Annotated in this window: 30 protein-coding genes; 11 read left to right on the top strand and 19 right to left on the bottom strand. The window is 72.3% G+C overall.

Features of this window, described 5'->3' with window-relative positions; genetic code table 11:
- Window positions 1–11: 11 nt before the first annotated feature.
- From lipB to LZG04_RS07795, 6 genes are read right to left on the bottom strand one after another with little or no spacing between them, the layout of a single operon-like run.
- Window positions 12–692: a lipoyl(octanoyl) transferase LipB gene (gene lipB, locus LZG04_RS07820; protein ID WP_233814722.1), complete on the bottom strand. Its 681-nt coding sequence runs from the start codon at window positions 690–692 to the stop codon at window positions 12–14.
- A 10-nt stretch (window positions 693–702) separates the two neighbouring features.
- On the bottom strand, window positions 703–1146 hold the full coding sequence (locus LZG04_RS07815) for a 3-hydroxyacyl-ACP dehydratase FabZ family protein (protein WP_233814720.1): 444 nt from the start codon (window positions 1144–1146) through the stop codon (window positions 703–705).
- Window positions 1143–1487, bottom strand: a complete 345-nt coding sequence (locus LZG04_RS07810; RefSeq protein ID WP_233814718.1) for a 3-hydroxyacyl-ACP dehydratase FabZ family protein — start codon at window positions 1485–1487, stop codon at window positions 1143–1145. Before LZG04_RS07810 ends, LZG04_RS07815 begins: the two co-directional genes overlap by 4 nt.
- Window positions 1484–2446 carry a beta-ketoacyl-ACP synthase III gene (locus tag LZG04_RS07805; RefSeq protein ID WP_233814716.1) on the bottom strand — a complete coding sequence of 321 codons (963 nt, stop codon included), beginning with the start codon at window positions 2444–2446 and terminating at the stop codon, window positions 1484–1486. Before LZG04_RS07805 ends, LZG04_RS07810 begins: the two co-directional genes overlap by 4 nt.
- Window positions 2447–2456: 10 nt before the next feature.
- Window positions 2457–3668: a beta-ketoacyl synthase gene (locus tag LZG04_RS07800; RefSeq protein ID WP_233814714.1), complete on the bottom strand. Its 1212-nt coding sequence runs from the start codon at window positions 3666–3668 to the stop codon at window positions 2457–2459.
- Entirely contained in the window at window positions 3665–3937 is a 273-nt protein-coding gene (locus LZG04_RS07795) for an acyl carrier protein (RefSeq protein WP_233814712.1), read from the bottom strand. The genes LZG04_RS07800 and LZG04_RS07795 overlap by 4 nt, the downstream gene beginning before the upstream one ends.
- Before the next feature lie 69 nt (window positions 3938–4006).
- Here LZG04_RS07795 and LZG04_RS07790 point away from each other — a divergent pair, with 69 nt between their 5' ends.
- Together LZG04_RS07790 and LZG04_RS07785 are read left to right on the top strand one after the other, a co-directional pair.
- Window positions 4007–4687, top strand: a complete 681-nt coding sequence (locus tag LZG04_RS07790) for an SDR family oxidoreductase (protein WP_233814710.1) — start codon at window positions 4007–4009, stop codon at window positions 4685–4687.
- A gap of 23 nt (window positions 4688–4710) precedes the next feature.
- Complete coding sequence (locus LZG04_RS07785; RefSeq protein ID WP_233814708.1) at window positions 4711–5334, top strand: DUF4230 domain-containing protein; 624 nt, start codon at window positions 4711–4713, stop codon at window positions 5332–5334.
- Here the strand turns inward: LZG04_RS07785 and LZG04_RS07780 are convergent.
- The gene (locus LZG04_RS07780; protein WP_233814706.1) at window positions 5318–5983 is read right to left on the bottom strand and encodes a TetR/AcrR family transcriptional regulator; all 666 of its coding nucleotides are present in this window, start codon (window positions 5981–5983) and stop codon (window positions 5318–5320) included. The two genes, LZG04_RS07785 and LZG04_RS07780, sit on opposite strands and share 17 nt — an antisense overlap.
- A 92-nt stretch (window positions 5984–6075) precedes the next feature.
- Between LZG04_RS07780 and LZG04_RS07775 the strand changes: the two genes are divergently transcribed.
- Window positions 6076–6654: a DUF4386 domain-containing protein gene (locus LZG04_RS07775; protein ID WP_233814704.1), complete on the top strand. Its 579-nt coding sequence runs from the start codon at window positions 6076–6078 to the stop codon at window positions 6652–6654.
- Window positions 6655–6656: 2 nt separating this feature from the next.
- On the top strand, window positions 6657–7559 hold the full coding sequence (locus tag LZG04_RS07770; RefSeq protein WP_233814702.1) for a pseudouridine synthase: 903 nt from the start codon (window positions 6657–6659) through the stop codon (window positions 7557–7559).
- Here LZG04_RS07770 and LZG04_RS07765 read toward each other — a convergent pair.
- From LZG04_RS07765 to LZG04_RS07755, 3 genes are all read right to left on the bottom strand, one after another.
- Window positions 7556–8122, bottom strand: a complete 567-nt coding sequence (locus LZG04_RS07765; protein ID WP_233814700.1) for a DUF305 domain-containing protein — start codon at window positions 8120–8122, stop codon at window positions 7556–7558. The genes LZG04_RS07770 and LZG04_RS07765 overlap by 4 nt on opposite strands.
- Window positions 8123–8207: 85 nt before the next feature.
- Complete coding sequence (locus LZG04_RS07760; RefSeq protein WP_233814698.1) at window positions 8208–8966, bottom strand: lytic polysaccharide monooxygenase; 759 nt, start codon at window positions 8964–8966, stop codon at window positions 8208–8210.
- A 466-nt stretch (window positions 8967–9432) separates the two neighbouring features.
- Window positions 9433–10503 carry a glycoside hydrolase family 19 protein gene (locus LZG04_RS07755; RefSeq protein ID WP_233814695.1) on the bottom strand — a complete coding sequence of 357 codons (1071 nt, stop codon included), beginning with the start codon at window positions 10501–10503 and terminating at the stop codon, window positions 9433–9435.
- 165 nt (window positions 10504–10668) lie between these two features.
- Between LZG04_RS07755 and LZG04_RS07750 the strand changes: the two genes are divergently transcribed.
- The 3 genes from LZG04_RS07750 to LZG04_RS07740 all read left to right on the top strand — a co-directional run bounded on the left by LZG04_RS07750 (window position 10669) and on the right by LZG04_RS07740 (window position 12681).
- Entirely contained in the window at window positions 10669–11451 is a 783-nt protein-coding gene (locus LZG04_RS07750; protein WP_233814693.1) for an AraC family transcriptional regulator, read from the top strand.
- 119 nt (window positions 11452–11570) lie between these two features.
- Window positions 11571–12206 carry a hypothetical protein gene (locus LZG04_RS07745; protein ID WP_233814691.1) on the top strand — a complete coding sequence of 212 codons (636 nt, stop codon included), beginning with the start codon at window positions 11571–11573 and terminating at the stop codon, window positions 12204–12206.
- A gap of 136 nt (window positions 12207–12342) precedes the next feature.
- Window positions 12343–12681, top strand: a complete 339-nt coding sequence (locus tag LZG04_RS07740; RefSeq protein WP_233814689.1) for a hypothetical protein — start codon at window positions 12343–12345, stop codon at window positions 12679–12681.
- Here the strand turns inward: LZG04_RS07740 and LZG04_RS07735 are convergent.
- A complete protein-coding gene (locus LZG04_RS07735) occupies window positions 12674–14152 on the bottom strand; it encodes an alpha/beta fold hydrolase (RefSeq protein ID WP_233814687.1) in 1479 nt (492 codons plus the stop codon). The two genes, LZG04_RS07740 and LZG04_RS07735, sit on opposite strands and share 8 nt — an antisense overlap.
- The gene (locus LZG04_RS07730; RefSeq protein ID WP_233814685.1) at window positions 14149–15015 is read right to left on the bottom strand and encodes an LLM class flavin-dependent oxidoreductase; all 867 of its coding nucleotides are present in this window, start codon (window positions 15013–15015) and stop codon (window positions 14149–14151) included. The genes LZG04_RS07735 and LZG04_RS07730 overlap by 4 nt, the downstream gene beginning before the upstream one ends.
- A gap of 304 nt (window positions 15016–15319) precedes the next feature.
- On the opposite strand from LZG04_RS07730, the gene LZG04_RS07725 reads away from it, so the two are divergent.
- Entirely contained in the window at window positions 15320–18148 is a 2829-nt protein-coding gene (locus LZG04_RS07725) for a glycoside hydrolase family 9 protein (RefSeq protein ID WP_233814683.1), read from the top strand.
- A gap of 371 nt (window positions 18149–18519) precedes the next feature.
- Here the strand turns inward: LZG04_RS07725 and LZG04_RS07720 are convergent, their stop codons facing one another.
- The 3 genes from LZG04_RS07720 to LZG04_RS07715 form a co-directional block, all read right to left on the bottom strand.
- Window positions 18520–18723 (bottom strand): hypothetical protein, encoded by a 204-nt coding sequence (locus LZG04_RS07720; RefSeq protein WP_233814681.1) that lies wholly within the window; start codon window positions 18721–18723, stop codon window positions 18520–18522.
- Between the two features lie 118 nt (window positions 18724–18841).
- A complete protein-coding gene (locus LZG04_RS41535; RefSeq protein ID WP_267935521.1) occupies window positions 18842–18970 on the bottom strand; it encodes a hypothetical protein in 129 nt (42 codons plus the stop codon).
- 9 nt (window positions 18971–18979) lie between these two features.
- On the bottom strand, window positions 18980–19648 hold the full coding sequence (locus LZG04_RS07715) for an alpha/beta fold hydrolase (RefSeq protein WP_233814679.1): 669 nt from the start codon (window positions 19646–19648) through the stop codon (window positions 18980–18982).
- 42 nt (window positions 19649–19690) lie between these two features.
- Here LZG04_RS07715 and LZG04_RS07710 point away from each other — a divergent pair, with 42 nt between their 5' ends.
- The gene (locus tag LZG04_RS07710) at window positions 19691–20647 is read left to right on the top strand and encodes a YafY family protein (protein WP_308198998.1); all 957 of its coding nucleotides are present in this window, start codon (window positions 19691–19693) and stop codon (window positions 20645–20647) included.
- On the opposite strand, the gene LZG04_RS07705 is transcribed toward LZG04_RS07710, so the two are convergent.
- A complete protein-coding gene (locus tag LZG04_RS07705; protein WP_233814677.1) occupies window positions 20601–21308 on the bottom strand; it encodes an SDR family oxidoreductase in 708 nt (235 codons plus the stop codon). The genes LZG04_RS07710 and LZG04_RS07705 overlap by 47 nt on opposite strands.
- A 100-nt stretch (window positions 21309–21408) precedes the next feature.
- On the opposite strand from LZG04_RS07705, the gene LZG04_RS07700 reads away from it, so the two are divergent.
- On the top strand, window positions 21409–22449 hold the full coding sequence (locus tag LZG04_RS07700; protein ID WP_233814675.1) for a serine hydrolase: 1041 nt from the start codon (window positions 21409–21411) through the stop codon (window positions 22447–22449).
- 48 nt (window positions 22450–22497) lie between these two features.
- Here LZG04_RS07700 and LZG04_RS07695 read toward each other — a convergent pair whose 3' ends face one another.
- Window positions 22498–22686 (bottom strand): DUF397 domain-containing protein, encoded by a 189-nt coding sequence (locus LZG04_RS07695; RefSeq protein WP_233814673.1) that lies wholly within the window; start codon window positions 22684–22686, stop codon window positions 22498–22500.
- On the bottom strand, window positions 22683–23549 hold the full coding sequence (locus tag LZG04_RS07690; RefSeq protein ID WP_233814671.1) for a helix-turn-helix transcriptional regulator: 867 nt from the start codon (window positions 23547–23549) through the stop codon (window positions 22683–22685). Before LZG04_RS07690 ends, LZG04_RS07695 begins: the two co-directional genes overlap by 4 nt.
- Before the next feature lie 169 nt (window positions 23550–23718).
- On the opposite strand from LZG04_RS07690, the gene LZG04_RS07685 reads away from it, so the two are divergent.
- Window positions 23719–23988: a hypothetical protein gene (locus LZG04_RS07685; protein ID WP_233814669.1), complete on the top strand. Its 270-nt coding sequence runs from the start codon at window positions 23719–23721 to the stop codon at window positions 23986–23988.
- On the opposite strand, the gene LZG04_RS07680 is transcribed toward LZG04_RS07685, so the two are convergent.
- Window positions 23933–25120: a sugar efflux transporter gene (locus LZG04_RS07680; protein WP_233814667.1), complete on the bottom strand. Its 1188-nt coding sequence runs from the start codon at window positions 25118–25120 to the stop codon at window positions 23933–23935. The two genes, LZG04_RS07685 and LZG04_RS07680, sit on opposite strands and share 56 nt — an antisense overlap.
- Between the last annotated feature and the right edge of the window lie 77 nt (window positions 25121–25197).

The raw sequence follows: 25197 nt of genomic DNA, 5'->3' as shown, positions 1-25197 counted from the left end.
GCGGTCGGTGGTCAGCGGTGGTCGGTCGTGAACACCCGCGTCAGGTGGCGTTCGACCACCGGGACCACCTCGGCCGGCGAGACCGGGCGGCCCAGTTCGGCGGCCAGCGACGTGACGCCCGCGTCCTCGATGCCGCACGGCACGATCGCGTCGAACGCGGTCAGGTCCGGGTCGCAGTTCAAGCCGAACCCGTGCAGGCTCGTGCACCGCTCGATGCGCACGCCGATCGCGGCGATCTTGCGGTGCTGCCCGTGCGCGCGGGCGGCCGACGGCGGCACGTCCGGCGCGGGCGGCTGGTCGCCGAGCACCCACACGCCGCTGCGCCCGGCGAGCCTGCCCGTCGGGACGCCGAACTCGGCGCACGTCGCGATCAACGCCTCCTCGATCCGGCGGACGTGGCCGACGGAGTCCAGCGGCACGGGCAGCTTGACCACCGGGTAGCCGACGAGCTGACCGGGACCGTGCCAGGTGATCTCGCCGCCGCGGTCCACGGTCAGCACCGGGACGTCCTCGGGCGGGAACGCCGTGGCCTTGGTGCGCTTGCCCGCCGTGTACACGGGCAGGTGCTCTTGGAGCACGCACACGTCGGTGATCTCGTCGGCCACGCGCATCGCGTGCAGCCGCCGTTGTTCGGCGTACGCCTGCTCGTACGGCACCGCGTCCGCCCCGAAACCCCCGTACAGGAACCGCATCCCCACCACCCTACGAGTCCGCGCCGCGGGGCCGGAGGTCGGCGGCGGGCCGCGCGGTCGTGACCACCCGGCCGACCGTCATCACGTCCTGCCCGTCGACCCGCGACCGACCGGTGAACGCGACCGTGCCGCCGCGGGCGTCGACGATCCGCACCGAGTGCCGCACCACGCACCCCGGCGTCACGGGCCGGTGGAACTCCACGTCCGCCATCGCGCCGAGCAGGACCACCCGGTCGCGGTCCGGTTCGTCCCACGACGACAGCAGCACCGCCGCCTGGCACCACGACTCCAGCAACAACGTGGACGGCAGGTCGCCGAAGTCGACGCACCACGGTTCGTTGGCGCTGACCGCCTTGAGCGCGGTCAACGACTCACCCGGCACCACGTCCACCACCCGGTCCACCAGCAGCACGGGGAACCGGTGCGGCAGCCGCCGGAGCAGGTCGGCCGTCACGGTTCGTACCTCAGCTTCACCCGGGCGACCACGCCGTCGTCGTCGCTCACCACCGCGGCGCACCGCAGTCCGTCGTCGTCCCACGTCAGGTGCGCGGTGAGGGTGACGCCGGGGAACGCGGGCCGCACGAAGCGGGTGGACTCGACCGCGGCCAGCCGCCGGACGCCCGAGGCGGTCGCGGCGCGGTGCGCGAACTCGACCACGGCCACGCCGGGGAGGACCGGCAAGCCCGGGAAGTGGCCCGCGAACACCGGGTCGTCCGCCGCGACGACCATGCGCGCGACCGTCGTGCGGCCGGCTCGTGCCACGACCTGCACGGGCGAGGTGAGGAAGCCGGTCACCGGTCCTGCCCCAGCACGCCGAAGTCCGCCACCACGTCCGGCCACGTCAACGTGACCGCGCCCCAGGTCAGGCCGCCGCCGAAGGCCACCGCCAGCACCCGGTCGCCCGCCTTGAGCGCGCCGTGCGCGGCGGCGTCCGCGAGCAGCACGGGGATCGAGGCGGCGGCCGTGTTGCCGACCGCGTCGAGATCGGTCAGCACCTTCGACCCGGCCACGCCGAGGTTGCGCGCGACGGCGTCGCAGATGCGCTGGTTGGCCTGGTGCGGCGCGAGGCGGTCGACGTCGGCCGGGCCGAGGCCGGCGCGGGCCAGCGCGTCCAGCGCGACTTCCGACATCCGTTCGACCGCCGCGCGGAACACCTCCTTGCCGCTCATCCGGAAGTGGCGCCCACCCGCCGGCACCTGGATGAGGTCCGCGCCCGTGCCGTCGCTGCCCAGCACGCACGGGCCGATGCCGGGCCCGCCCTCGCCCACGACCACCGCGCCCGCGCCGTCGCCGAAGATCACCGCCGTGCCGCGGTCGTCGGGGTCGAGGATGGTGGAGAACGTTTCGGCCGCGATCAGCAGCACGGTCCGCGCCGCACCGCTCGCGATCAGGCCCACGGCGTTGGCCAGGCCGTACAGGAAACCGGTGCACACGGCGGCCACGTCGTGCGCGGGCACGCCGACCAGGCCCAGCCGGGCGGCCACGGCGGGCGCGATCGCCGGGCACGACCGGTCCGGCGTCGTGGTGGCCACGACCACCGCGTCCACAGTGGACCGGCCGGCCGAGCGCAACGCCCGCGCGCCCGCGTCCACGGCCAGGTCCGACGTGGTCGTGCCCGGTTCGACCCACCGGCGCGCGCGGATGCCGGTGCGCGACCGGATCCACTCGTCGGACGTGTCGAGCCGGGTGGCCAGGTCGTCGTTGGTGACCAGGCGCGGCGGCAGGCTCGCACCCACCCCCAGGATCACCGACATGCCGCTCCCCTCACGCCTTCGCGATGGCCAGCACCGCGTTCTGACCGCCGAAGCCGAACGAGTTGCTCAACGCCAGGTCGATCTCCCGCGGCACCGCACCCGTCGCCACGTCGAGGTCCAGCCGGGGGTCGAGGGTCTCCAGGTTGGCCGTGGGCGGCACGACGCCCCGCTCGACCGAGAGCACCGTGAACACGGCCTCCGCCGCGCCGGCCGCGCCCAGGAGGTGCCCCGTCACGCCCTTGGTCGAGGTGACCAGCGGCCGTGCCGGCAGCAGCCGCGCCAGCACCCGCCCCTCCACCAGGTCGTTGAGCTGGGTGGAGGTGCCGTGCGCGTTGACGTGCCCGACGTCGGCGGGCGACGCGCCCGCGTCCGCCAACGCCGCCTCGACCGCCGCGACCACGCCCCGCCCCTCGGGGTCGGGGTTGGTGATGTGGTGGGCGTCGGCGGTCGCGCCGTACCCCACGACCCGCGCCCGGACCCGCCGCCCGGCGGCCCGCGCGTCCTCCGCGCGCCGCAGCACCAGCACCGCCGCGCCCTCGCCCGCGACGAACCCGTCCCGGTCGGCGTCGAACGGCCGTGACGCGGTGGCCGGGTCGGCGCGCCGCGACAGCGCGCCCATCCGCGCGAAACCGGCCATGGTCAACGGGTTGAGCAGCGCGTCGACCCCGCCGGCCAGCACCACGTCGCAGCGGCGCGCGGCGAGCAGGTCGCACGCGACGCCGATCGCGGTGGCGCCGGACGCGCACGCGGTCGACACCACCAGGTTCGGGCCGCGGAAGCCGAACTCCATCGCGACCTGCCCGGCGACCATGTTCGGCAGGTGCATCGGCAGCAACAGCGGCGACACCGCGGCGGGCCCGTCGGCCAGCAGCACGCCGTGCTGCCTCTCGACCGTCTCGCCGCCGCCCGCCGACGTGCCGATCACCACGCCGACCCGGGCCGGGTCCCACGCCGTGACGTCCTCGTCGGCGACCGCCTCCCGTGCCGCGACCAGCGCCAACCGGGCGAACCGGTCGAGCCGCACGGCCCGCCGCGCGCCCAGCAGCGCGTCCGCGTCGAACCCCGGCACGCGGCACGAGATCGTGACCTCGTGGCCCGCGAGCACCGGGTCGTGCGCGGCGGTCGACCGGCCCGCGAGGACCGCCGACCAGCCCGCCTCCACGCCGACGCCGCCCGGCGTGACCAGCCCGAGCCCGGTGACCGCGATGTCGAGCCCGCTCACCTGTCGGTCCCGGCGCGCTCCTCCATCAGCGCCACGATGTCGCCGACGGTCTCCATGTCGAACAGCTCGTCGTCGCTGATGTGCAGGTCGTGCTCCTTGCCGAGCACCATCGACAGCTCCACGAACGCGAGCGAGTCCAGGTCGAGGTCGTCCTTGGTCGCGTCCGGGGTGATCTGCTCCGGCGCGACCTTCAACGTGTCGACGAGGATCTTCTTCAGCGTCTCGTACACGGCGGTCTCTCCTCGTTCACCCGACTCCTGCACCGCCATCGAACCTCATCGGCCGCGGCGACGGCCAACCAGGGAGAATGTGCGGGGTACTCGGCGGGGAGGAACGGCATGTCGGACGCGCCGGTGGCGGTCGTGACGGGCGGGAACAGGGGCATCGGGCTGGACGTGTGCCGTCAGCTCGCGCTGCTCGGTCACGTCGTGGTGCTGACCGCGCGGGACGCCCGCAAGGCGGAGCAGGCCGCCGGGTGGCTGGGTGTCGAGCACCACGCGCTGGACGTGACCGACGACGCGTCGGTGGCGGCGCTGGCCGCGCACCTGACCCGGCGGCACGGTCGGGTCGACGTGCTGGTGAACAACGCGGCCATCCACTACGACACCTGGCAGCGGGCGTCGTCGGCCGATCTGGGGGTGGTGCGCGAGGCCATGGAGACGAACTTCTACGGGCCGTGGCGCACGGTGCTGGCGCTGCTGCCGCTGCTGCGCGCGTCCCGCGGCGCGCGGGTGGTCAACGTGTCGAGCGAGGCCGGGTCGCTGGCGTCGATGGGCGGCGGCACGCCGGCTTACGGCACGTCGAAAGCGGCGCTCAACGCGCTGACCTTGAAGTTGGCCGCCGAACTGCCCGCGATGAAGGTCAACGCGGTGTGCCCGGGCTGGGTGGCCACGGACATGGGCGGCGCGGGCGGGCGGCCGGTGGAGCAGGGCGCGGCGAGCGTGGTGTGGGCGGCGACGCTGCCCGACGACGGGCCGACCGGCGGGTTCTTCCGAGACGGCGAGCGGGTTGCCTGGTAGCGGTTCGCGGGTATCCCGCCGCCATGAAGTGGCGCATCGGTGTGGCGGCGGCGGTGCTGGTGGCGGTCGGGGTGCTGGTCGCGGCGGTGGTGGTGGTGCCCCGGTTCCCGGGTGGCACCGACACGATCGACCGCAGCCAGCCCGCGCTGCTGCAGTCGTTGCGCGACCTGAGCCAGTACCACGCCTCGGCGGGCGAGTTCCAGGTGGTGCTCGACATCGAGCGCGACGTCCGGTACGTGCCGGCGGCGCTGGCCGGGCAGCGGACGTTGTTCGTGGCGGCCGGGACGGTCAACGCCTACGTGGACTTCGGCGGGTTGGCCGAGGACGCGGTGCAGGTGGCGCCGACCACCGCCTCCGGCGAGGCGCGCAAGGTGCGGGTGGCGCTGCCGCGGGCGGTGCTGGACAAGCCGAACCTGGACCAGGAGCGGTGTTACGTGTTCGCGCAGGAGCGCGGGCTGCTCGACCGGTTGGCGTCGCTGGTGCAGACGCAGGACCAGCAGCCGTTCTACGTGGCGGCGGAGCAGAAGATCGCGGACGCGGCACGGGAGTCCGGGCTGGTGCAGCGGGCCGACGACAACACGCGCAAGATGCTGACCGGCATGTTCGGCGCGCTGGGCTACCAGGTGGAGTTCACGAGCCTGGACTGACGTCGTCGGCGATCCACCCGGCCAGGGCGTCGAGGATCACGTCCAGCCCGAAGCCGAACTCGTCGGCGAAGTCGTTGCCCGGTCGCAGGACGTGCTCGGTCGCCATCTCCACGAGGTGCGGGTAGTCGGCCGGCGACAGGTGCGCCAGGATCGACCCGGTGACCTCGGCGGCGGAATCGGGGCTGTTGAAGGGAAGCGCGGCCTCCTGCACGGCGAAGCCGTAGACGTAGCTGTCCAGCAGGGCGTAGGCGTGGGCGGTCATGGCGACGGAGAAGCCCGCGCGGCGCAGGGTGCCGATGGTCGCGTCGTGGTGGCGCAGGGTCGCCGGGCCGGGCGCGGTCCTCGACTCCAGCAGGCCGATCGCCCACGGGTGGCGTCGCAGCACCTCGCGCGCGGAGTTCGCCCGTTTGACCATCTCGTGCCGCCAGTCGCCGCCGGGCGTGGGCAGGTCGATCCGGCTGAAGACCACGTCCACGATGCCGTCGAGGATCTCGTCCTTGTTCGCCACGTGGTGGTAGAGCGACATGGGCTTGACCCCGAGCGCGTCGGCGAGCGACCGCATGGTCAGCGCCGCGATCCCGCCCGCGTCGGCGATCGCGACGGCGGCGCGCAGCACGCGGTCCCGGCTGAGCGGTGCGCCCTTCGGCACTGCTGACCTCCGGCGGTGACAGGTTCGTACTTTGTACGGTAGCGTTCGCCTTACTTAGTAAGGCTGGCGCGGGGCGGTCGAAGGGAAGACCCATGTCATCGAGAGCCGTCGGACGGTCCATCGGGGTGCTGCTGCTCGTCGCGTTCGTCGCCTACGGCGGTGGGAACGCCCTGGTGGGGGCCGGGTCCAGCGCCGCGGGCGGCCTGCTCATGCTGCTGAACTCGGCCGCGGTGGTCGGGATCGGCGTGCTCGCGTTCCCGGTGCTCCGACCGCACAGCGAGCTGACCGCGCACGCGTACCTGACCGGCCGGGCGGTCGAGGCGGCGTTGCTGGCGGTCGGCGTCGTGTTCCTGCTGCTGCCCGAGCCCGTGGCGGCGGGCAACCACTACAGCTACCAGGTCGCGATGATGGCCGTGGCGACCGCGGGCGTGCTGTTCTGCCGCGTGCTGTTGCGGGCCCGGCTGGTCCCCCGCGCCCTCGCGGTGTGGGGCCTGGTCGGCTACGCCGTGTTCCTGGCGGGCGCGGTCCTCGAAGTCCTCGGCCACCCCGTCGGCGTGGCGCTGTCCGTCCCCGGCGGCCTGTTCGAGATCGCCCTGGGCGTGCTGCTGATCGCCAAGGGCTTCGCCGCGCCCTCGGCCTCGCCGCCGAAGGCCCCGGCGTACGCTGCGTGACGATGAGGCGCAAGCTCCGGCCGCCGCTCGACCAGCGCCACGGCCTCGACCCGGCCCGTCTGCGGTTGCCCGACGACGGGCCGTGGGCGACCGTCCGCGACCACCTGGTCGAGCGGCTGCCCCGGGTCGCGCCGGAGCGGATCGACCTGATGCTCGCCGAGGGCCGGATCTACGACCTCGACGGACCCATCGCGCCGGACGCCGCGTTCACCCCCGGCGGCTCGGTGTGGTTCCACCGCGACCTGCCCGACGAGGTGGCGGTGCCGTTCGAGGTCCGGGTCGTGCACCGCGACGACGCGATCGTCGTGGTCGACAAGCCGCACTTCCTGGCCACGATCCCGCGCGGCAGGCACGTGGTGGAGACCGCGCTCGTCCGGCTGCGCCGCGACCTCGGCCTGCCGCACCTGAGCCCGGCCCACCGGTTGGACCGCGTCACCGCCGGGCTGGTGATGTTCGTGGCCGAACCGGCGCTGCGCGGCAAGTACCAGACGCTGTTCGCCGACCGGGCGGTGCGCAAGGAGTACGAGGCGATCGCGCCCCACGACCCGGCGCTGACCCTGCCGACCCGCGTGACCAGCCGGATCGTCAAGGTCAAGGGCGTGATCACGGCGCAGGAGGTGTCCGGACCGCCCAACGCCGAGACGCTGGTGGACCTGGTCGAGCACCGCGACGGCTGGGGCCGGTACCGGCTCGTGCCGCTGACCGGCCGCACGCACCAGCTGCGCCTGCACATGGCGTCGCTCGGCGTGCCGATCCGCAACGACGACTTCTACCCCGTCCTGCGCGAGAAGCCGCTGGACGACTTCACCGACCCGTTGCAACTGCTGGCGAAGGTGCTCGAGTTCACCGACCCGGTGACGGGCGAGCACCGCCGCTTCACCAGCACCCTCGCGCTCGACCTCTAGTCCAGGTAACCGAGCATCTGCGCGATCTGCGCGGTGCGGGAGTTGAAGATCCGCTCCGCCAGGTCCTTCGTCTGCGGGTTCACCCCGCCCTCCTTCTCCAGCTTCGCCATCGCCACCGCGTTGTGCTGGTGAGCGATCAGCAGGTTCAGGAACGCCTTCTCGAACTCACCGGGCCCGGTCGCGGCGAGCTCCGCGATGGCCTCCGGGCTGGTCGAGTGGTCGCCGCCGTGACCGGCGTGCAACTGGGGGTTGTCGCCCGCCGACTCGGGCTGCTCCCACTCGGCGAGCCACTTCCTCATGGAGTCCACTTCGGACAGCTGGGTGACCTCGATGGCCGCGGCCAACGTCTTCACCTCCGCGCGCACGGGCCCGTCCTTGGCCAGGCGCACGATCTCCAGCCCGGCCTCGTGGTGCGGCACGGCCATCTGGAGGAACATCACGTCGGTCTGGTTGAACTCGTCGGTCTCCACCACGGTCGACACCGGCGGCGGCTCGGCCGCGGTGGTGGAGCCGCAACCGGCCAGCACGAGCACGCCGGCCACCAGGGCTGCGAGGCGTCGCAAGGGTCGTCCTCCTTCGCCGGGCGGCCCGCCCGCACCGTCACAGGGTCGACGCGGACGGGCCGCACATCCGGTCCCCGTCAGGGGGTCAGAGCCGCTGCCACAGGGATGCGGTGTTCGGCGGTTCCCAGCCCACGAGGGACGTGTGGGCCTGGATGCAGCGGTAGCTGACGCCGCCGTAGGTCACCTGCGAGCCGACCGAGTACGCGGTGTTCGGCGCCCACGTGCCGCCCACCGGGGGCACGGTCGTGGTCGTCGTGGGCCGCGTGGTGGTGGTCGGCTGCGTGGTCGTGGTCGGCGTGGTCGTGGTGGTCGGCGTGCCGCCACCGGAGCCCACCTGGAGGTCGACGCACGAGTAGAACGCCATGGGCGTGTCGGCGATGTTCCAGACGGCCAGCAGCTTGATCCGGCCGGTGCGCCCGCCGAGGCTCACGTTGTGCGTCACGGTGGCCGCGGGCTGGCGGCCGCCGTCGTTGAACTCGGCGATCTTGGTGCCGCCGACGAAGTACTGCCACGTGGTGGTGGAGTGCCGGGCCGTGAGCGTCCAGTTGAACGTCACGTTGTTGCCCACCGAGGTGGTGGGCCACGCCCGGCTGTCGTCGTTGAGCTGGGCGAACTGGCTCAGCCCCGCGTGGCAGTTGTACTGGCCCTTGGGCCCTTCCACGCTCTGCGGCTCGTAGACGATGGGACCGCAGTTCGAGATCCGGCCCTGCGCGCACATCGCTTGCCTGCTGGGCGGCGACGAGATGTAGCCGTGCGCGCTCGCCGTCCCCGCCGACATCACGACGAAGAACGGGGCGATACCCACGGCGGCCAGCGCCACCGCGAGCTTGCGTTTCAGGCTCATGTGTCCAGCTCCTTCGGAGGGGACCCGGAGGGGCCCCCAAGGCAGGGTCCATTTCCGCGGCGGCCGGAACACGCGGCGCGCGACGGGCCGGGGACGGTCCGTCACGCACTGCGACGTGGTCTAGACCATAATCGGGAACGTCATCCGGGTCAAGGATCTGAACCGACTGGTCCAGCCGCACGCACCCCCGACTGTGAACGCGCACCACGGCGACTCGATTGGCCGCATCGGTGCGCTGCGGCGCGCGGTTGCCCGACACCGGTCCACGTGGAGGAGCACGAGTCCATCGCGGAGGACGGCCACGTGGTGCGGGCGGTCGAGGTGGGGCGCCGGCCGACCGGGTGCCATTTCGGGCGTCGGAGATGGCTCTGCTCGGGTCGCCGGGGTCGTTCGGGTGGGCCGTGCTCGCGCACCCGGCGCGGTGAGGCGGGACGGGGGTCCGGCGCGCGACCCCCGTCCCGGGCTCTCAGCAGTACAGGTTGTTGCCCGCGGGCACGCCGAGGATGCCGACGAACCGCTGGTAGGCGTCGACGCGGCTCTGCACCTGCGCCGGGTTGCGCCCGCCGCACTCCAGCGAGCCGTTGATGCTGCGGATCGTCTCACCGAAGCCGTAGCCGTTGACCATCGCGTTGTGCGGGGTCATCGTGCCGGGGCCGGACTGGGTGTTCCAGTACCAGAGGGCGGTCTTCCAAGCCACCGACGCGTCGTTCTGCACGAGCCACGGGTTGGTCAGCAACGGCAGGCCCAACGCGTCGCCCGCCGCCTTGTAGTTGAAGTTCCAGCTGAGCTGGATGGGACCGCGGCCGTAGTAGGCCGCCTGGCCGGCGGGGCAGCCGTAGGGCTGGCTCGCGTCGCAGTAGTGCGGGTAGTTCGCCTGGTTCTGCTCGACGACGTGGACCAGGCCGCCGGTCTCGTGGTTGGCGTTGGCCAGGAACGCCGCCGCTTCCTGCTTGCGCACGGTGTCCGAGCCGGTCTTGGCGAAACCGGGGTAGGCGCTCAGCGCCGCGGTCAGGCCCGCGTAGGTGTAGAAGGGGTTGCGGTTGGGGAACATCTGCTGGAACTGCGCCTCGCTGACCACGAACCCGCCCGGCGCGGGCGCGGTGGTCGTGGTCGTCGGGGTCGAGCCGCAGCTGTAGGGATCCCAGTACCAGGTGCTGATCGTCGGGTCGTAGCCCGGGTTGTCGTGCTCGGCGATGTAGTACTTGCCGTCGGTGTACTTGACGATGCTGCCCGCGGCGTAGAACTGGCCCTGCACCCAGTTCGGGTGGTTGCACGACGTCGGCGGGGGCGTGGTGGTGCCGCCGCACGCGCCCTGGTCGGCCCAGACCGCGGCCGTGCCGGGGGTCTCGTTCTGGGTCCACCACTGGGCTCGCCAGTTCTTGTTGTTGTAGGAGGCCGTCATGCCGCCGGTGTAGACGGCGGACGAGCTCCACGCGGACGCGCACGCCGCGGCGGAGGCCGAGTTGGCCGCGACGACGGTCAGCGCGACCCCGACCACGACGGCGGCGATCGCCGCCACTAGGCGGATTCTCGACACGTGATCACTCCTTCCCGTTGGAGGCGGCCATCGGACGTGACGGGGGCCACTCAACCGGAAATGGTCTACACCAGTCAAGAGCGCGACCGGGTTTTCCGCCGTGCCTCACCGGGTGAGCTGGAGCTTTCCGTGAGAGCGCGATCATGGCGGTGGTGGTGCGGTTGAATGGAGGGCGTGGAGTGGACGCGGTACTGGCGTGCGGCGGATCGCCCGGTCGAGGCGATGCACGCGCACTTCACCTCGCACCGCTACCACCGGCACAGCCACGACGCCTACTCGTTCGGCGTGACCGAGCAGGGCGCGCAGGCGTTCCGGTGCCGCGGCGGCACGCACCTCAGCGCGGCGGGCATGGTGCTCGCGTTCAACCCGGACGAGGCGCACGACGGCCGCACCGCGACCGAGGACGGCTTCACCTACCGGATCGTCCACATCGGACCGTCGCTGGTCGCCGAACTGCTGCCGCGCCTGCCGTTGTTCCGCGACCCGGTGGTGCACTCGCCGGTGCTCGCCGACGCGTTGCGCCGCTTGCACACCGCCCTCCAGGAGGGCAACCTCGCCCGGGACGAGCACCTGATGCACGCCGTGCGCGCGATGGCTTCGGAGGTCATGCCGCTGCCCGCCACGGCCCCGGCCCGGGGCAACGCCTCCGCCGCCCGCGACCTGATCGAAGCGCACTACGCCGATGACGTCACCACCGAGGAGCTCACCGCCGCGACCGGCCTGAGCCGCTTCGCGCTCTACCGGGCGTTCCGCGCCGAGTACGGCCTGTCCCCCAGCGACTACCAGCGCCAACGCCGACTGCGCGCGGCCAGGCGGCTGCTCGCGGACGGCCGTTCGGCGGCGGAGACGGCCGCGCTCACCGGCTTCGCCGACCAGGCCCACCTGACCCGCTGGTTCCGCCGCTGCTACGGCATCACGCCCGCCACCTACGCCCGCGCTGTGACCTGAGGCACATGCTGGAACCTCCCCCACCATCGCCCGTCTTCTCGTTGTCGACGCGATCGCGTCCGGGGGGGATCCGGTGCCACGAGGTGTCTTCGTGGTGCCCGAAAGCAGGGGGAATCGTTGTGCTGAAAGCATTCGTGCTCGCGTCCGCGCTCGTCGCCGCGGGGGCTTCGACCGCGTGGGCGGCGGGATCGGCGGCCGTCTCGGGGGACGTGACGCGGGGCGCGGACCTCGACGGCGACGGCCGCGTGGACCGGGTCGCGGTCCGGCAGGTCGACGGCGTGCCCGACACGCAGGAGCTGGTCGCCGTCGTCCGCGGCGTCCGGTTCACCGCCCGCATGCCGTTGCACAGCCCGTTCGGCGTGGGCGCGCTGCGCGTCACGGACCTGGACGACGATGGCCGTGACGAGGTGGTGGTGACCGAGTCGATCGGGGCCAACACCGACATCTCCACCGTGTGGGGCCTGGGGGAAGCGGGGCTGCGGGCCGTCACCACGCCCGACGGCAAGCCGCTCGAACTCGCCGAAGGCGGCGGCGTGAGCGCGGTCAGCCGGTTCGGCTGCGAGGTCGTCGACGGTCAGCGCCGCCTCGTGGTCGTCCGCGGCGAGGTGGTGTGGACGAGCGACCCGTTGGTGTACGACGGCGAGCGCGTCACCTACGTGGTCGGGGACGGCGTCGCCACGCCGGTCTCCACCACGCCGGTGCTCGCCGAGCGGAACGCACCGGCCTACCAGGTCGACCCGGCGTCCTGCGCCTGACGCGCGACCGGACGCGGGTCGCCTGACCCGTCGGGCACACCGGGGCGGCGATCCGGACGAGCCCTTCACATAACTGTGTTGTGCTTTCGTCCGATCGCCGCTCGATCCGGTGTCCCGCCCTCGGGACGCTGATCCCATGCCGCACATCGAGTTGGACAACGCCCTGCCGGGGATCGCCGGGCTGATGAACTACCGCCCGGAGACGGGCCGACCGCTCGCCGAGCTCACCGAGGTGCTGTCGCGGGGGCCGAGCACCTCGTCCCGGGGCGAGCGCGAGCTGATCGCCAAGGCCAAGGGAAACGGCGCGACCGACCTCGAGGTGCACGACACCGTGCTGATCGCGGCGATGTTCTGCGCGGCCAACCGCTACGTCGACGGGCCGGCCACGTGGGTGCCCGACGACCCCGAGGCGTACCGGCGGATGGCCGACCGGATCGTGCCCGACGGCTACCCGTCGATCATCGGCATCAGCTGACCGCGCGCCGGAACTCCGCCCGCCACCCCGGACCCGCGCGGTCGACCCGCACGGCACGGAGGTCGTCGGTGGCGTACGACTCGACCTCCGCGCGCGTCAACGGCCACGGCGGGCCGGTCGCCGGCTCGTCGTCGGCGCGGGCGTGGGCCAGCACCAGCAACGTGCCGCCGGGAGCGACGAACCGGCCGGTGTTCGCGATGGCCGTCGGCCGCACGTCCGCGGGCAGCGACTGGGCGATCAGCACGTCGAGGACCACGTCGAACGCGCCCGCCCACGCCGCGGGCGGGTCGAGCAGGTCGGCGACCTCGAACCGCGCGGCCGGGAACCGCTCCCGCGCGGCCGCCACGGCGGTCGGTGAGATGTCGAAGCCGACCACGTCGAAGCCGAGCCCCGCCAGGTACCCGGCGTCCTGCCCGTACCCCGCGCCGACGACGAGCGCGCGCTTGCCCGTGCCGTCCACGCCGTCGAACCGCGCGACGATCAGCCGGTGCGGCTGCTCCCGGTGCCACGGCACGTCCACCTCGCCGCGGGCCGCGGCGGCGTAGAGCCGCTCGAACGCCGTGCCCGCGTCCACCGTCCCGAGCCGCCGGATCCGCGCCAGCACCTCGTCCCGCGACGGCCGGGCCAGCGCGGTGTGCGCGACGATCTCGGGCACCACCACGTCCCACACGCCGGGCGGCAGCTCGTGCCCGGTGTCCTCCAGCAGCACCAACCGGGCGCCGGGCACCTCCCGGGCCATCGCCTCGCCGTGCGCGGGCGGGGTCAGCGGGTCCGCGTCGCCGTGCAGCACCAGGGTCGGGACCGCGATCTCGCCCAACCGGCTCCGCCACGGCTCGCCGCCGCCGGCCAGGAAGTGGTTGGCGCTCGACGCGATGTTCCGCGCCCGGTCGAACACCCGGCCCGCCGCCTCGCGTGCGGCCCGTGCGTCCACCGGCCGCGGACCGGCGTAGGGCCGTCCTTCCGCCGCCAGGTGCTCGACCACGGCGTCGCGGTCGGTCCAGTCGGGCGCGGGCGGCGCGCCGGCGGCGAAGTGCGCGAGCAGTTCGGGCGACATGGGCGGCAGGCCCGGCGCGTTCGGCCCGGCCGGGCTGGTCGCGATGAGCGTCAGCGACGCCACCCGGTCGGCGTGGTCGAGCGCGAGGAGCTGCGCGATGCCGCCGCCCATGGAGATGCCGACGACGCCCGCCCGGACCACCGCCAGCGCGTCCAGCACGCCGACCGCGTCCGCCACCAGGTCGGCGAACCCGTACCCCGGCTCACCCGGCGGGTAGGTCACCGACCGCCCGGTGTCGCGGTGGTCGTACCGGATGACGTAACGCCCGCCGTCGGCCAGCCGGGCGCAGAACGCGTCGTCCCACGACAGCATCGACCCGGTCGCGCCGGCGATCAGCAGCACCGCCGGATCCGCCGGTGTGCCGAAGGTTTCCACGCACAGGTCGACGCCGTTGGCCCGCATGATCCGCTCGGTCACCCGGCCACCGTAGCGCGCGCGACGAGCTCGGCCTGCCGGAACCGGTCAGCGGTGAACGGCATCGCGACCACCCGGTCCGCGCCCGCCTCGGCCAACCGCCCGAAGTGGTCCCGGGCCTGCTCGACGGACCCGGTGACGAGCACTTCGCGCGCCTGCCGCTCGGTGAGCCCGTAGTCGGTCATCGACCGGACCCGGTGCTCCACCGCGGACGCGGGCACGTCGCCCAGCGCCACGCCGACCCCGACCGTCACCCCGCACACCGGCCGCCCGTGCTCCTGCGCCAGCTCCTTCAGCCGCGCCACCCCCGACGACAGCGCCCGCGGCGGCACGAAGGCCGGGTACCAGTGGTCCCCGAACCGCGCCGCCCGCCGCAACGCGGCCCCGCCGCCACCGCCGACGAGCACCGGCGGCACCGTCGCGCCGGGCGACAGCACGACCTCCGCGCCGTGCACCGACGCCGCCTCGCCCCGCACCAGGCGCGGCAGCACGGCCAACGCCTCGTCGGTGCGCCTGCCCCGTTCGGCGAACGGCACGTCGACCGCGCGCCACGCCGCCTCGCCGTGCGCGTCACCGCCACTGCCGACGCCGAGCAGGACCCGGTCGCCGGACAGGTGCTGCAAGGTGGCGACCTGCTTGGCCGCCCACGCCACCGGGCGCAGCGGCAGCACCATGACACCGAACCCCAGCTTCACCCGGTTGGTCGAAGCGGCCACCGTCGCGAGGACCAGCGTGGCGTCGAGGAAAGGGGTGACCGGGATCAGGTGGTCGCCGTGCCACACGGACTCCAACCCGAGCCCTTCGGCGTGCTGCGCGTGCTCCACCGCATCGGCCCCGAACCCCGGCAGGGTGATCCCGACGTCCATCACTGCGCCTCCACGAAGGAGCCGCTCAGCTCATCGAACCCCGTCGAACGCCTCACGCGCACCGCTTCCCCCTCCAGAGCCGCCGAGTTGCCGCTCACACCGTGTGACCTCCACTTAACTGGAGGTCAAATCCACCCTTGTGAATGTAAGCCGAGTCACTCTAGAGTCCCTGGGAGCGCTCCCAGGGAGCGCTCCCAGAAGCGTCGTCAACCGTCAGAGCAGACGGAGGAGACCCAAGTCCATGAGATCGCTTCCTTCTCCCCGGTGGCGCCGCCAGGCCACCGCAGCCCTCGCACTAGTGGCGGTGAGCGGCGCGCTAGCGTCCGGAACGGCCTACGCAGCCGACTACGAACGGCTGGTCAACGGCTCGTTCAGCAACGGCTCGGCCGACCCGTGGTGGGCCAGCGCCGGCGTGTCGAACCGCGTCACGAACGGCGAGCTGTGCGCCACGGTCACCGGCGGCACGGTCAACCCGTGGGACGCGCTGATCGGCCAGAACGGCGTGCCGTTCGAGGCGGGCCAGTCCTACACGATGTCCTTCGACGCCTACGCGTCGGTCGCCCGCCCGGCGGCGGCGGTGGCCGGTGAGGGCGTCAGCCCGTACCGGCAGATCGCCAAGCAGGACATCGCGCTGACCACGACGAAGCAGCACTTCACCTTCACGTTCACCTCCGAGCTGGACTTCCCGGACGCGGGCCCCGGCCAGGTGACGTTCCACCTGGGTGCGCAGGCGGCCGACACGACGGTCTGCGTGGACAACGTCTCCCTCATCGGCGGTGTGAAGCCGCCGGGCGGCGACACGGGCGCGCCGGTGAAGAAGATCAACGTCAACCAGGTCGCCTACGTGCCGGGCCTGCCCAAGCAGGCGACGTTGACCTCCGACTCGACGGCGCCGCAGACGTGGGCGCTGAAGAACTCCGCCGGCACCACGGTGGCCACCGGCCAGACCGTGCCCAAGGGCTCGGTGGACCCGGAGTCGGGCGACTCCACGCACCTGATCGACTTCTCGTCGTTCGACACGGCGGGCACCGGCTACACGCTGACCGTCGGCGCGGAGACGAGCTACCCGTTCGACATCGCGACGGACCAGCTCAAGAAGCTGCGCTACGACTCGCTGGCGTACTTCTACCACAACCGCAGCGGCATCCCGATCGAAGCGCAGTACGTGGGCGAGCAGTACGCGCGCCCCGCCGGCCACCTCAACGTCGCGCCGAACCAGGGTGACAACAACGTCCCCTGCCTCGCGACGATCAACTGCGGCTACACGCTGGACGTGCGCGGCGGCTGGTACGACGCGGGCGACCACGGCAAGTACGTCGTCAACGGCGGCATCTCGGTGTGGCAGCTGCTCAACACCTACGAGCGCGCGAAGCTGATCGGCGACGCCGCGCCGCTGGGTGACGGCAAGCTGAACATCCCGGAGAAGGCCAACAACGTCCCGGACATCCTGGACGAGGCGCGCTGGGAGGCCGAGTTCCTGCTGAAGATGCAGGCGCCCGACGGCATGGTGCACCACAAGATCCACGACCAGAACTGGACCGGGCTGCCGCTGCTGCCCCACCAGGACCCGCAGGCCCGCAGGCTGTCCGCGACCAGCACGGCCGCGACGCTGAACACGGCCGCCGTGGCGGCCCAGGCGGCCCGCATCTGGAAGACGATCGACCCGACGTTCTCGGCGAAGGCGCTCGCGGCGGCCACCAAGGCGTACGCGGCGGCGAAGGCGAACCCGAACAAGATCGCCGACCCGAACGACGGCACCGGCGGCGGCTCCTACAGCGACGCCACGCTGACCGACGAGTTCTACTGGGCCGCGGCGGAGCTGTTCACCACCACCGGTGAGACGTCCTACCGCACCGACCTCACGTCGTCGACGCTCTACAAGGGCAAGAGCCTGACCACGCGCGGCTTCGACTGGGGCTCCACCGGCCCGCTGGGCGACATGACGCTGGCGCTGGTGCCCAACGGCCTGCCGGCCGCGGACGTCACGGCGATCAAGTCGGCGTTCACCGCGGTGGCGGACGCGCACCTGGCCAGGATGGCGACCCAGGCCTACCCCGCGCCGTACAGCCCGACCGAGGGCTACGACTGGGGTTCCAACGGCCTGGTCGCGAACAACATCTCGGTGCTGGCGCTGGCGCACGACTTCACCGGCGCGGCCAAGTACCGCCAGGGCGTGTTCCAGGGCCTGAACTACCTGCTCGGTCGCAACCCGGTGTCGTACTCGTACGTCTCGGGCTACGGCGAGCAGCCGGTGAAGAACGTCCACCACCGGCACTGGGCCAACCAGCTCGACCCGACCCTGCCGACCGCGCCGCCCGGCGCCCTCTCGGGTGGCCCGAACAGCGCGCTGCAGGACCCGATCGCGGCGCGCCTGCTCACCGGCTGCAAGGCGCAGAAGTGCTTCGTCGACCACATCGAGGCGTACTCGGTCAACGAGGTCACGGTCAACTGGAACTCCGCGCTCGCGTGGGTGGCCAACTGGGCGGCCGAGAAGATCACGACCGCGCCGCCGGTCGACACCACCGCGCCGTCCACCCCGGGCACGCCGGTGGCGTCCGACGTCACCTCGACGGGCGCGAAGCTGACGTGGACCGCGTCCACCGACGCGGAGAGCGGCGTCAAGGAGTACGAGGTCATCTCCGTCGAGGGTGACGCGCTGCGCGTGGTCGCCACGGTCACCAGCCCGTCGGCGACGCTGACCGGGCTGCGGCCGGACACCGCGTACCAGTTCACCGTCGTGGCGAAGAACGGCGCGAACCTGCGTTCGGCCATGTCGCCGCAGGTGAGCGTGCGGACCAAGCCGGACGTGGTGGCGGGGTACTGCAAGGTGACGTGGCAGGCGTCCACCTGGTCCACCGGCATGTCGGTGAACATCACCGTGACGAACACCAGCGCCCAGGCGTGGAACGGCTGGAAGCTGGAGTTCACCCTGCCGGGCAACCAGAAGATCACGCAGGGCTGGTCGGCGACCTGGGCCCAGTCGGGTCAGGCGGCGTCCGCGACGAACCTGTCGTGGAACCGCACCGTGGCCCCGAACGCCTCGGTCGGCATCGGCTTCAACTCCTCCGGGTCGGGTTCGACGGCCAAGCCGACCGACTTCCGGGTGAACGGCAACCCCTGCACCTCGGGGTGACCCCTTGATCCGGGCGGCCCGGCACCTCGGGCCGCCCACCTGACCGGTGGCGGGCTTCCCACGAAGCCCGCCACCGCTCTTTCCCGCGAGTCCTACGTTCAGAACGCGAGAGTCCTACGTTCAGAACGCGAGAGTCCTACGTTCAGGACCCCCGAGTTGAACGCTCAGAACACCCCGCTTTGACCTGAGCGTTGAATTCGGGTGTTCTGAACGTAGGACACGCGCGACGCGAACGTAGGACACTCGCGTTCTGGAGGTAGGACTCACGCGGTGGTGTGGGCAGGTGGGCGGGCAGCAGCGGCACGCCGTCGCCGGACAGGACGCCCAGGCCCGCGGCACGGCCGCTCATCGCCGGCACCAACGACTCGGTGTCACCGCGCACCCGTGCCCGAGGTCCAGCCCGTGTCCACGACTTCGAGGCGCAGTCCCGCCAGCCGCGAGCCCACGCGGTAACCCGACGACGGCTTGGCCGCCAGGTGCTGGAACGCCACCCACAAACGGTCCTCCGGCACGTCCCGCGCGATGCCCAGCGGCACGCGGATGTCGTAGTCGCGCAACAGGACGTCGGTCAGCACGGGTCGCAACCCGACCGCGGGATTGATCCAGCTAGCGAATTGCCAGTCGCGCCCAACACCCGCTGCCACGCCGGAACGTGGGCTGACGGCTGCGCCTGGCCGAACCGCAGGTACGTGGTCAGGTGCGGGCCGACCTCGCGGTCCACCCCGCGGACGGGCCGGGTGTGGCCAACCGGCCCTCGTCCAGCCCGTCGAGCAGGTCCGCCATCCGCCGCCGCTCCCGCACGAGCACGTCGTGGACCTTCATCCGGCCACGCTAGGCAGCACCGTCGACGACCCGCTGATCCCGGCTCGCGGACTTGAGCACGTCCAGGAACCGCTCGGCCGCGTCCCGCAGCACGTTGTGCCCGGACGGCCAGGACTCGACGTGCCACGTCGGGTCGTCGCGCAGCCGTTCGTAGGTGGTGGCCAGGGGGCTGTCCGGGAACTCGGCCATGAACAGGTACCGGCGGTCGGTGACCCGGTCGACGGCCCCGGTGATCGACGCCCGTTGCAGCAACGTGGCCAGCGGGTGCGGGGTGGCGCGCTCGTCGAAGATCGGCAGCGGCGCCATGGAGAACCCGTCGCCCGCCGCGCCCTCGACGTACCACTTGCGCCAGTCGCCGTGCACGATGTCGTACGCCGACTCGCCGTCACGCGGCACGAACGCGTCCACGTACAGCAGCGTCGCCACCCGGTCGGGCACGCGGTCCGCCACGGACGTGATCACCATGCCGCCGTAGCTGTGCCCGACGAGCACGACGTCACGCAGGTCGTGCCGCTCGAAGAGGTCCAGCACCTCGGCCACGTGGTCGTCGAGGTTGACCCGCCCGGTGCTCAGCGTCACCGCGTGCACCTCGTGGCCCTCGGCGCGCAGCCGCTCGGAGATCGGGTCGTAGTACCAGCCGCCGTGGCAGGCACCGGGGATGAGCACGTATGTCGTCATGAACACCACGCTAGAGGCCCTTTAGGACATAGGATGTCCGTGATGACGATGCCGGGGAGGATGCTGCGCCTGCTGTCGCTGATGCAGGGCAGGCGCGACTGGACGGGACCGGAGCTGGCCGAACGCCTCGGCGTCACGGACCGGACGGTGCGCCGCGACATCGAGCGGCTGCGCGAGCTGGGCTACCCCGTGGACGGCACGACCGGCACGGCGGGCGGCTACCGGCTCGCCTCGGGCCGCAACCTGCCGCCGTTGCTGCTGGACGACGACGAGGCGGTGGCGGTGGCCGTCGGCCTGCGCACGGCGGCGGGCGTGCACGGCATCGAGGAGTCGTCCACCAGGGCGTTGGCGAAGCTGGAGCAGGTGCTGCCGTCCCGGTTGCGGCAGCGTATCGCGGCGGTGCGCGACGCGATCGCGGTGATGTCGGTGGACGGCCCGGTGTCCGACCCGGCGGCGCTGGGCGTGCTCGCGGCGGCGTGCCGGGACCACGAGGTGGTCGCGTTCACCCACCGCGGGCAGGAGCGGCGGGTGGAGCCGCGCAGCCTGGTGACCGCCTACCGGCGCTGGTACCTGCTGGCCTACGACCCGGCGCGGGACGACTGGCGCACGTTCCGGGTGGACCGGATGGGCTCGCCGCGGGCCACGGGCCGCCGCTTCACGCCCCGTGAGCTGCCCGACGACCCGGCCGCGTACGTGGCGCGCTCGCTGACCACCGCGCCGTACCGCTACACGTGCACGGCCACGGTCGACGCGCCGGCGTCCGCGGTGCGGTCACGGCTGGTGGTGGCGCTGCCGGGCCGGGTGGAGCCGATCGACGACCGGACGTGCCGGGTGCGGTTGGGCGCGGGCTCGATCGAGCAGGTGGCCGCCGACCTGCTGCTGCTCGGCGCGGGCTACACCCTCGACGCCGGCCCGGAGGTGCTGGACGCGTTGCGCGAGGTCGGGGCGGGGCTCACCGGTAGGCGTCCTGGCCCACCGGGCGGATCAGCACCTCGTTGACGTCGACGTTCGGCGGCTGGCCCACCGCGTACAGCACGGCGCGGGCCACGTCCTGCGGCGCGAGCTTCGGGTCGCCCGCCCGCGACGGCGGGATGCCGCCGGTGTCGGTCAGGCCCGGCTGCACGAGCGTGACGCGGACGCCCGTGCCGACGCACTCGGCCCGGATCGCCTGCGCGAGCCCCGTCACCGCCCACTTGGTGGCCGAGTAGAGGTTCCCCGGCCGCACCCCGCGCCCGGCGGCCGACCCGGTCAGCACCAGGTGCCCGGCGTGGCGCATCAACGCGGGCATCGCCGCCCGCGCCGTGAACGCGGGACCGCACACGTTGGTCAGCACCATGTCGGCCCACTCGGCGGGTGGAGCGCCGTCGGTCGAGGTGAACGAGGTCGTCACGCTCGCGCCCGCGTTGGCGAACACCACGTCGAGGCTGCCCCACTCCTCCTCGACCCGGCCCATCAGGGCCGCGAGCTGGTCGTAGGACCGGACGTCGCACGCGGCCACCCACACCCGGTCCGGCCCGCCCAGTTGGGCGGCCAGTTGGGCGAGGTTCGCCGCGTCGCGGGCGGTGAGGACGAGCCGGTAGCCGGCTTCGGCGGCGAGCCGCGCGGTCGCCGCGCCGATCCCCCGGCTGGCCCCCGTCACCAGGAACACCCCTTGTGCCATGCCGGCAGGTTACCGCTGGTTAGATCGAAATCACCGGATCGGAGCAACATCTGAGCCGTCCGTGGCGTCTATACGGGCGTATCCACATGATTGGGGGCACATGAACATCAACCGCAGGTTCGCGCTGGGGCTGGGTTCGGCGGCGGCGGCGAGCGCCGTGCTCGGTTCGACCGCCGGCACGGCGCAGGCGCAGACCACCGAGGCGGAGTGGGATGCCTTGATCCCGACCACGGCCGAGCAGGCGCGCCGCAAGATCTCGCTGAAGTACTCGTGGGAGACGGCACGGGCGCGCGGCACGTGGTCGTCCTACATCGGCGTGGCCGACCCGGACGGCACGGTGAAGCCCGCCGTCGAGGTCGAGGCCGACCGCGTGGTCGAGGCCTACAGCGTGAACAAGATCGCGGTCGCGCTGGCGGTGCTGGACAAGGTCGACCGCGGGTTGGTCCGGCTGGACCAGCGCGTCGAGGTCACCTCGGACATCGTCATCCGGGACACCGACGGCATCTTCCACCTCGACGGCGGCTACCCGAGCTCGGTGACCGTGGGCCACGCCCTGGCGAACCTGCTCACGGTGTCGGACAACACCGCGGTGCGCCTGTGCGGCCTGGTCGTGCCCGCGCTGGAGCTGAACGAGATCCTGCGCGCCAAGGGTTTCGTGCACACCCAGGTCGTGCCGGTGGCCAACCCGAACCGGTTCTACCTCGGCACCACCACGGCCCGCGAGACGTTCACGATGCTGCGCAAGCTGGCGGCGGGTGAGCTGCTGTCGGCCGCGTCGACCCAGCACCTGTTCACGGTGCTGCGGTCGTTGACGTCGTTCACCGACGGGATCAGGCTCAACCTGACCTCGGCGGAGCGGTTGAACGTGGCGACGAAGGCGGGCTGGGAGGCCGACGGCCGCAACGAGGCGGGCATCGTCTTCGACGCCAACGGCAAGCCGATCATCACCTACGCGCTGTTCGCGTCCGGCCAGTACAGCGGTGACCCGGCGGTGAACGCGGACAACTACGGTGCCACCCACCCGGCCCTGCGCGCCCGCGCCGCCCTGGGCCGCACGCTGTACGACTCGGTCCTGCGCATCACCGCGAACACCCCGCGCACCTACCGGACCCCGCAGTACCAGCCGGGCAACGGCGGCTGACCGCACGCCGGAGCCCGCCCCGCGCTCTCGGGGCGGGCTCCGGCGCGATCAGGAGTCCTTCAGCCCGGCCAGGAACTGCCGCCACTCCCCCGCCGGGAAGGACAACGTCGGCCCGGCCGGGTTCTTGGAGTCGCGCATAGCGAACCCTTCGCCTGCCGGCGCGACCTCGACGCACTCGCCGCTACTGCTGAAGCTGCTCTTGCGCCAGGTGGCACCCGCCAGATCCGCATGCCTCATGTGTGCGCGAACTTCCTTTCCTGACCAGCGATCAGAGCCATCGAGTCGTCAGGACTCGCGGCCACCGCCACGAGCTGGTCGAAGTCGGCCCGGAAGCGCTTGATATCAGCCTCGGACTCCAAGAATATCTCACCGGCCGGACCGTCGATGTAGATCAAGTCGGTGTCGAGCGGGTCCTCGAAGTCCATGATGATGAACTGGCCGGGTGTCCCTGGATGAGCGCCTGAGCTGAACGGGATGACCTGGATGGTCACGTTCGGCGCCTTGGCCGCTTCGAGCAAGCGCTCGAGTTGTGCCCGCATGACCTCCGGCCCGCCGACCTCCCGATGCAGTGACGCCTCGTCGATGATCGCCCAGAGTTTCAACGGCTTCTCCTTGGCCAGGACGGACTGGCGGTCGATTCGCGAGGTGACCAGGTCTTCCACCTGCTCGGTGGTCGCCTCGTGCAGAGTCCCTCGGGTTACGGCGCGGGCGTAGTCCTCGGTCTGGAGCAAGCCCGGGATGGGCAGTCCCGAGTAGTGGCGAAGCCCTTGCGCTTCCCGCTCGAAGCTGATGTAAGCGGTGTAACCCTCCGGCAGCTGCTCGTGCCAGGGCTGGATCCAGCCTTCTCCGGCCGATTGCTTGTAGAGGGCTTTCAGTCGGATCTGTTCGTCGGCCGGGATTCCGTAGAGCTTCAAGAGCATGTCGAAGGTCCGGTACTGGGGCCGGGACCGGGCCGTCTCGATGCGGTACAGGGTGGTGGCGTGCAGGCCGGTCCGCTCCTCGACGTCCTCCCGACGCAGGCCGGTGTCCTCGCGAAGCCTTCTGAGCTGACCGGCCAGCCTGCGCAACCGGATGGTCGGTGTGCTCTTCTTCGCGGCCACGGTATCGGTCCTCCTCGGTTCTGCCTCGGTGCTGCACGGCGAATGCAAGGCACCTCTTTGCTTTTTTTGCGATCCACCGCAGATGTGGGCAGCCTTGCAGGCGGTCACCGTATCGGCGACGCAGCGTGACCACCAGCGCCTTGACCAGTGGGGCGAAAGGAGAACCGACATGACCGAGCAGGAATTCACCGAGTTGGTGCACGAGGTGGCGCACGAGGAAGCGCCGCGGATGTTCGCGATCGTGGAGGAGTACGGGCAGCGGGAGAGCGTGCGCGTGGCGGGCTACGGCGTCGCCTTCGAGGACCGGGCCGAGGTCAGCGCCGTGGAAGGCGGGTTCCGGCTCAGCTCCCAGAGCCCCGAGAACGCCCGCGCCCTGTTCGAGGTCAGCTCCCGGTCGGCCGGGACGCGTCGGGCGCACCTCGTCTGGCTCGACCGGTGACGAGGAGCAGCGCCAGGCCGAACACCGTGAGCACGGACGCGATGGCGAACGCGCTGCGGTACCCCATGGCCTGGGCCACGCCCAGCAGCGGCCCGGACACCATCGCGCTGATCGTCAACGTGTTGGTGTACAGGGTCGTCGCGTACCCCGGCCGGTCCGGGGCCAGGCCCTGGAAGTACGAGATGCCCACGCCCATCACGGCCGAGATGACGATCGCGTGCAGCACCTGCACGGCGGCCACCTGCCAGGTCGCGGTGGTCAGCAGCAACGCCGCGTAGTAGAGCAACGCCACCACACCGCCCGCGAGCACGAGCACCCCGTGGTCGATGCGCAGCGCCAGCGCGCCGAACGCCGGCATCAACGGGATCTCCAAGGCGGCGCACAGCCCCATGACCAGGCCCGCGTCGGACGTCGTGCCGTGCAGCACGTCGGTCACGTACAGCGGCATCACCAGCAAGCCGAGCACGTCCGCGCTTTGCAGCAGCACGAACGCCACCGCCGCCGAGACCAGGACGCGACGCGGCGAGCCGTCCCGCGAGACCACCGGCACGGACCCGCCGCCCAACTCCGGCAGCGACGCGAACGTCACCAGCGCCGCCGCCAGGTACAGCCCCGCCGCCACCGCGAACAGCCCGGCGAACCCCCTGGTGTCGATCAGCAGCGCGCCCACCGGCGGCCCGACCACCCACGACACCGACACCACCGTGCGCACCACGCTGACCGCCAGCGGCCCCTTGGTCGAGCCGCTGCGCTCCACCACCTGCCGCGCGTAGGCGAACGTCTGCGGCGCCAACGACGACGAGACCGCGACCAACGTCAACGACACGGCGAGCAGCAGCCAGTAGTCGCGCGTCACCGCGAACAGGCCGTACGCCGCCGTCGCGGCCACCGAGCCCCACACGATCACTTCACGCCGCACGGCCCGCGCGTCCGAGAGCCGCCCGATCACCGTGCCGACCACCAACGCGGCCACCGAGCCGGACAGCAGGAACCCGCCCACCGCGACCGGGCCCGCGGCCACGTCCTTGATCAGGAACGCGGACAGGAACGGACCGGCCAGCGCGTACCCGACGCCGGTCAACAGGCTCACCGCCAGCAGGGGGACGAACGTCCGCGACCCCGCGAGGTCCATGAGCCATCGTGGCGCGCCCGGCGACCTCGCGCGGCAGCCATTCGACGCAACCCGCGCCGCGCCGGCCCCGGCCGAAA

The sequence above is a fragment of the Saccharothrix sp. S26 genome (assembly GCF_021390395.1).
Classification (GTDB): domain Bacteria; phylum Actinomycetota; class Actinomycetes; order Mycobacteriales; family Pseudonocardiaceae; genus Actinosynnema.
Note: the sequence above shows the minus strand (reverse complement) of the source record. Positions and strands in the feature narration are given on the sequence as shown.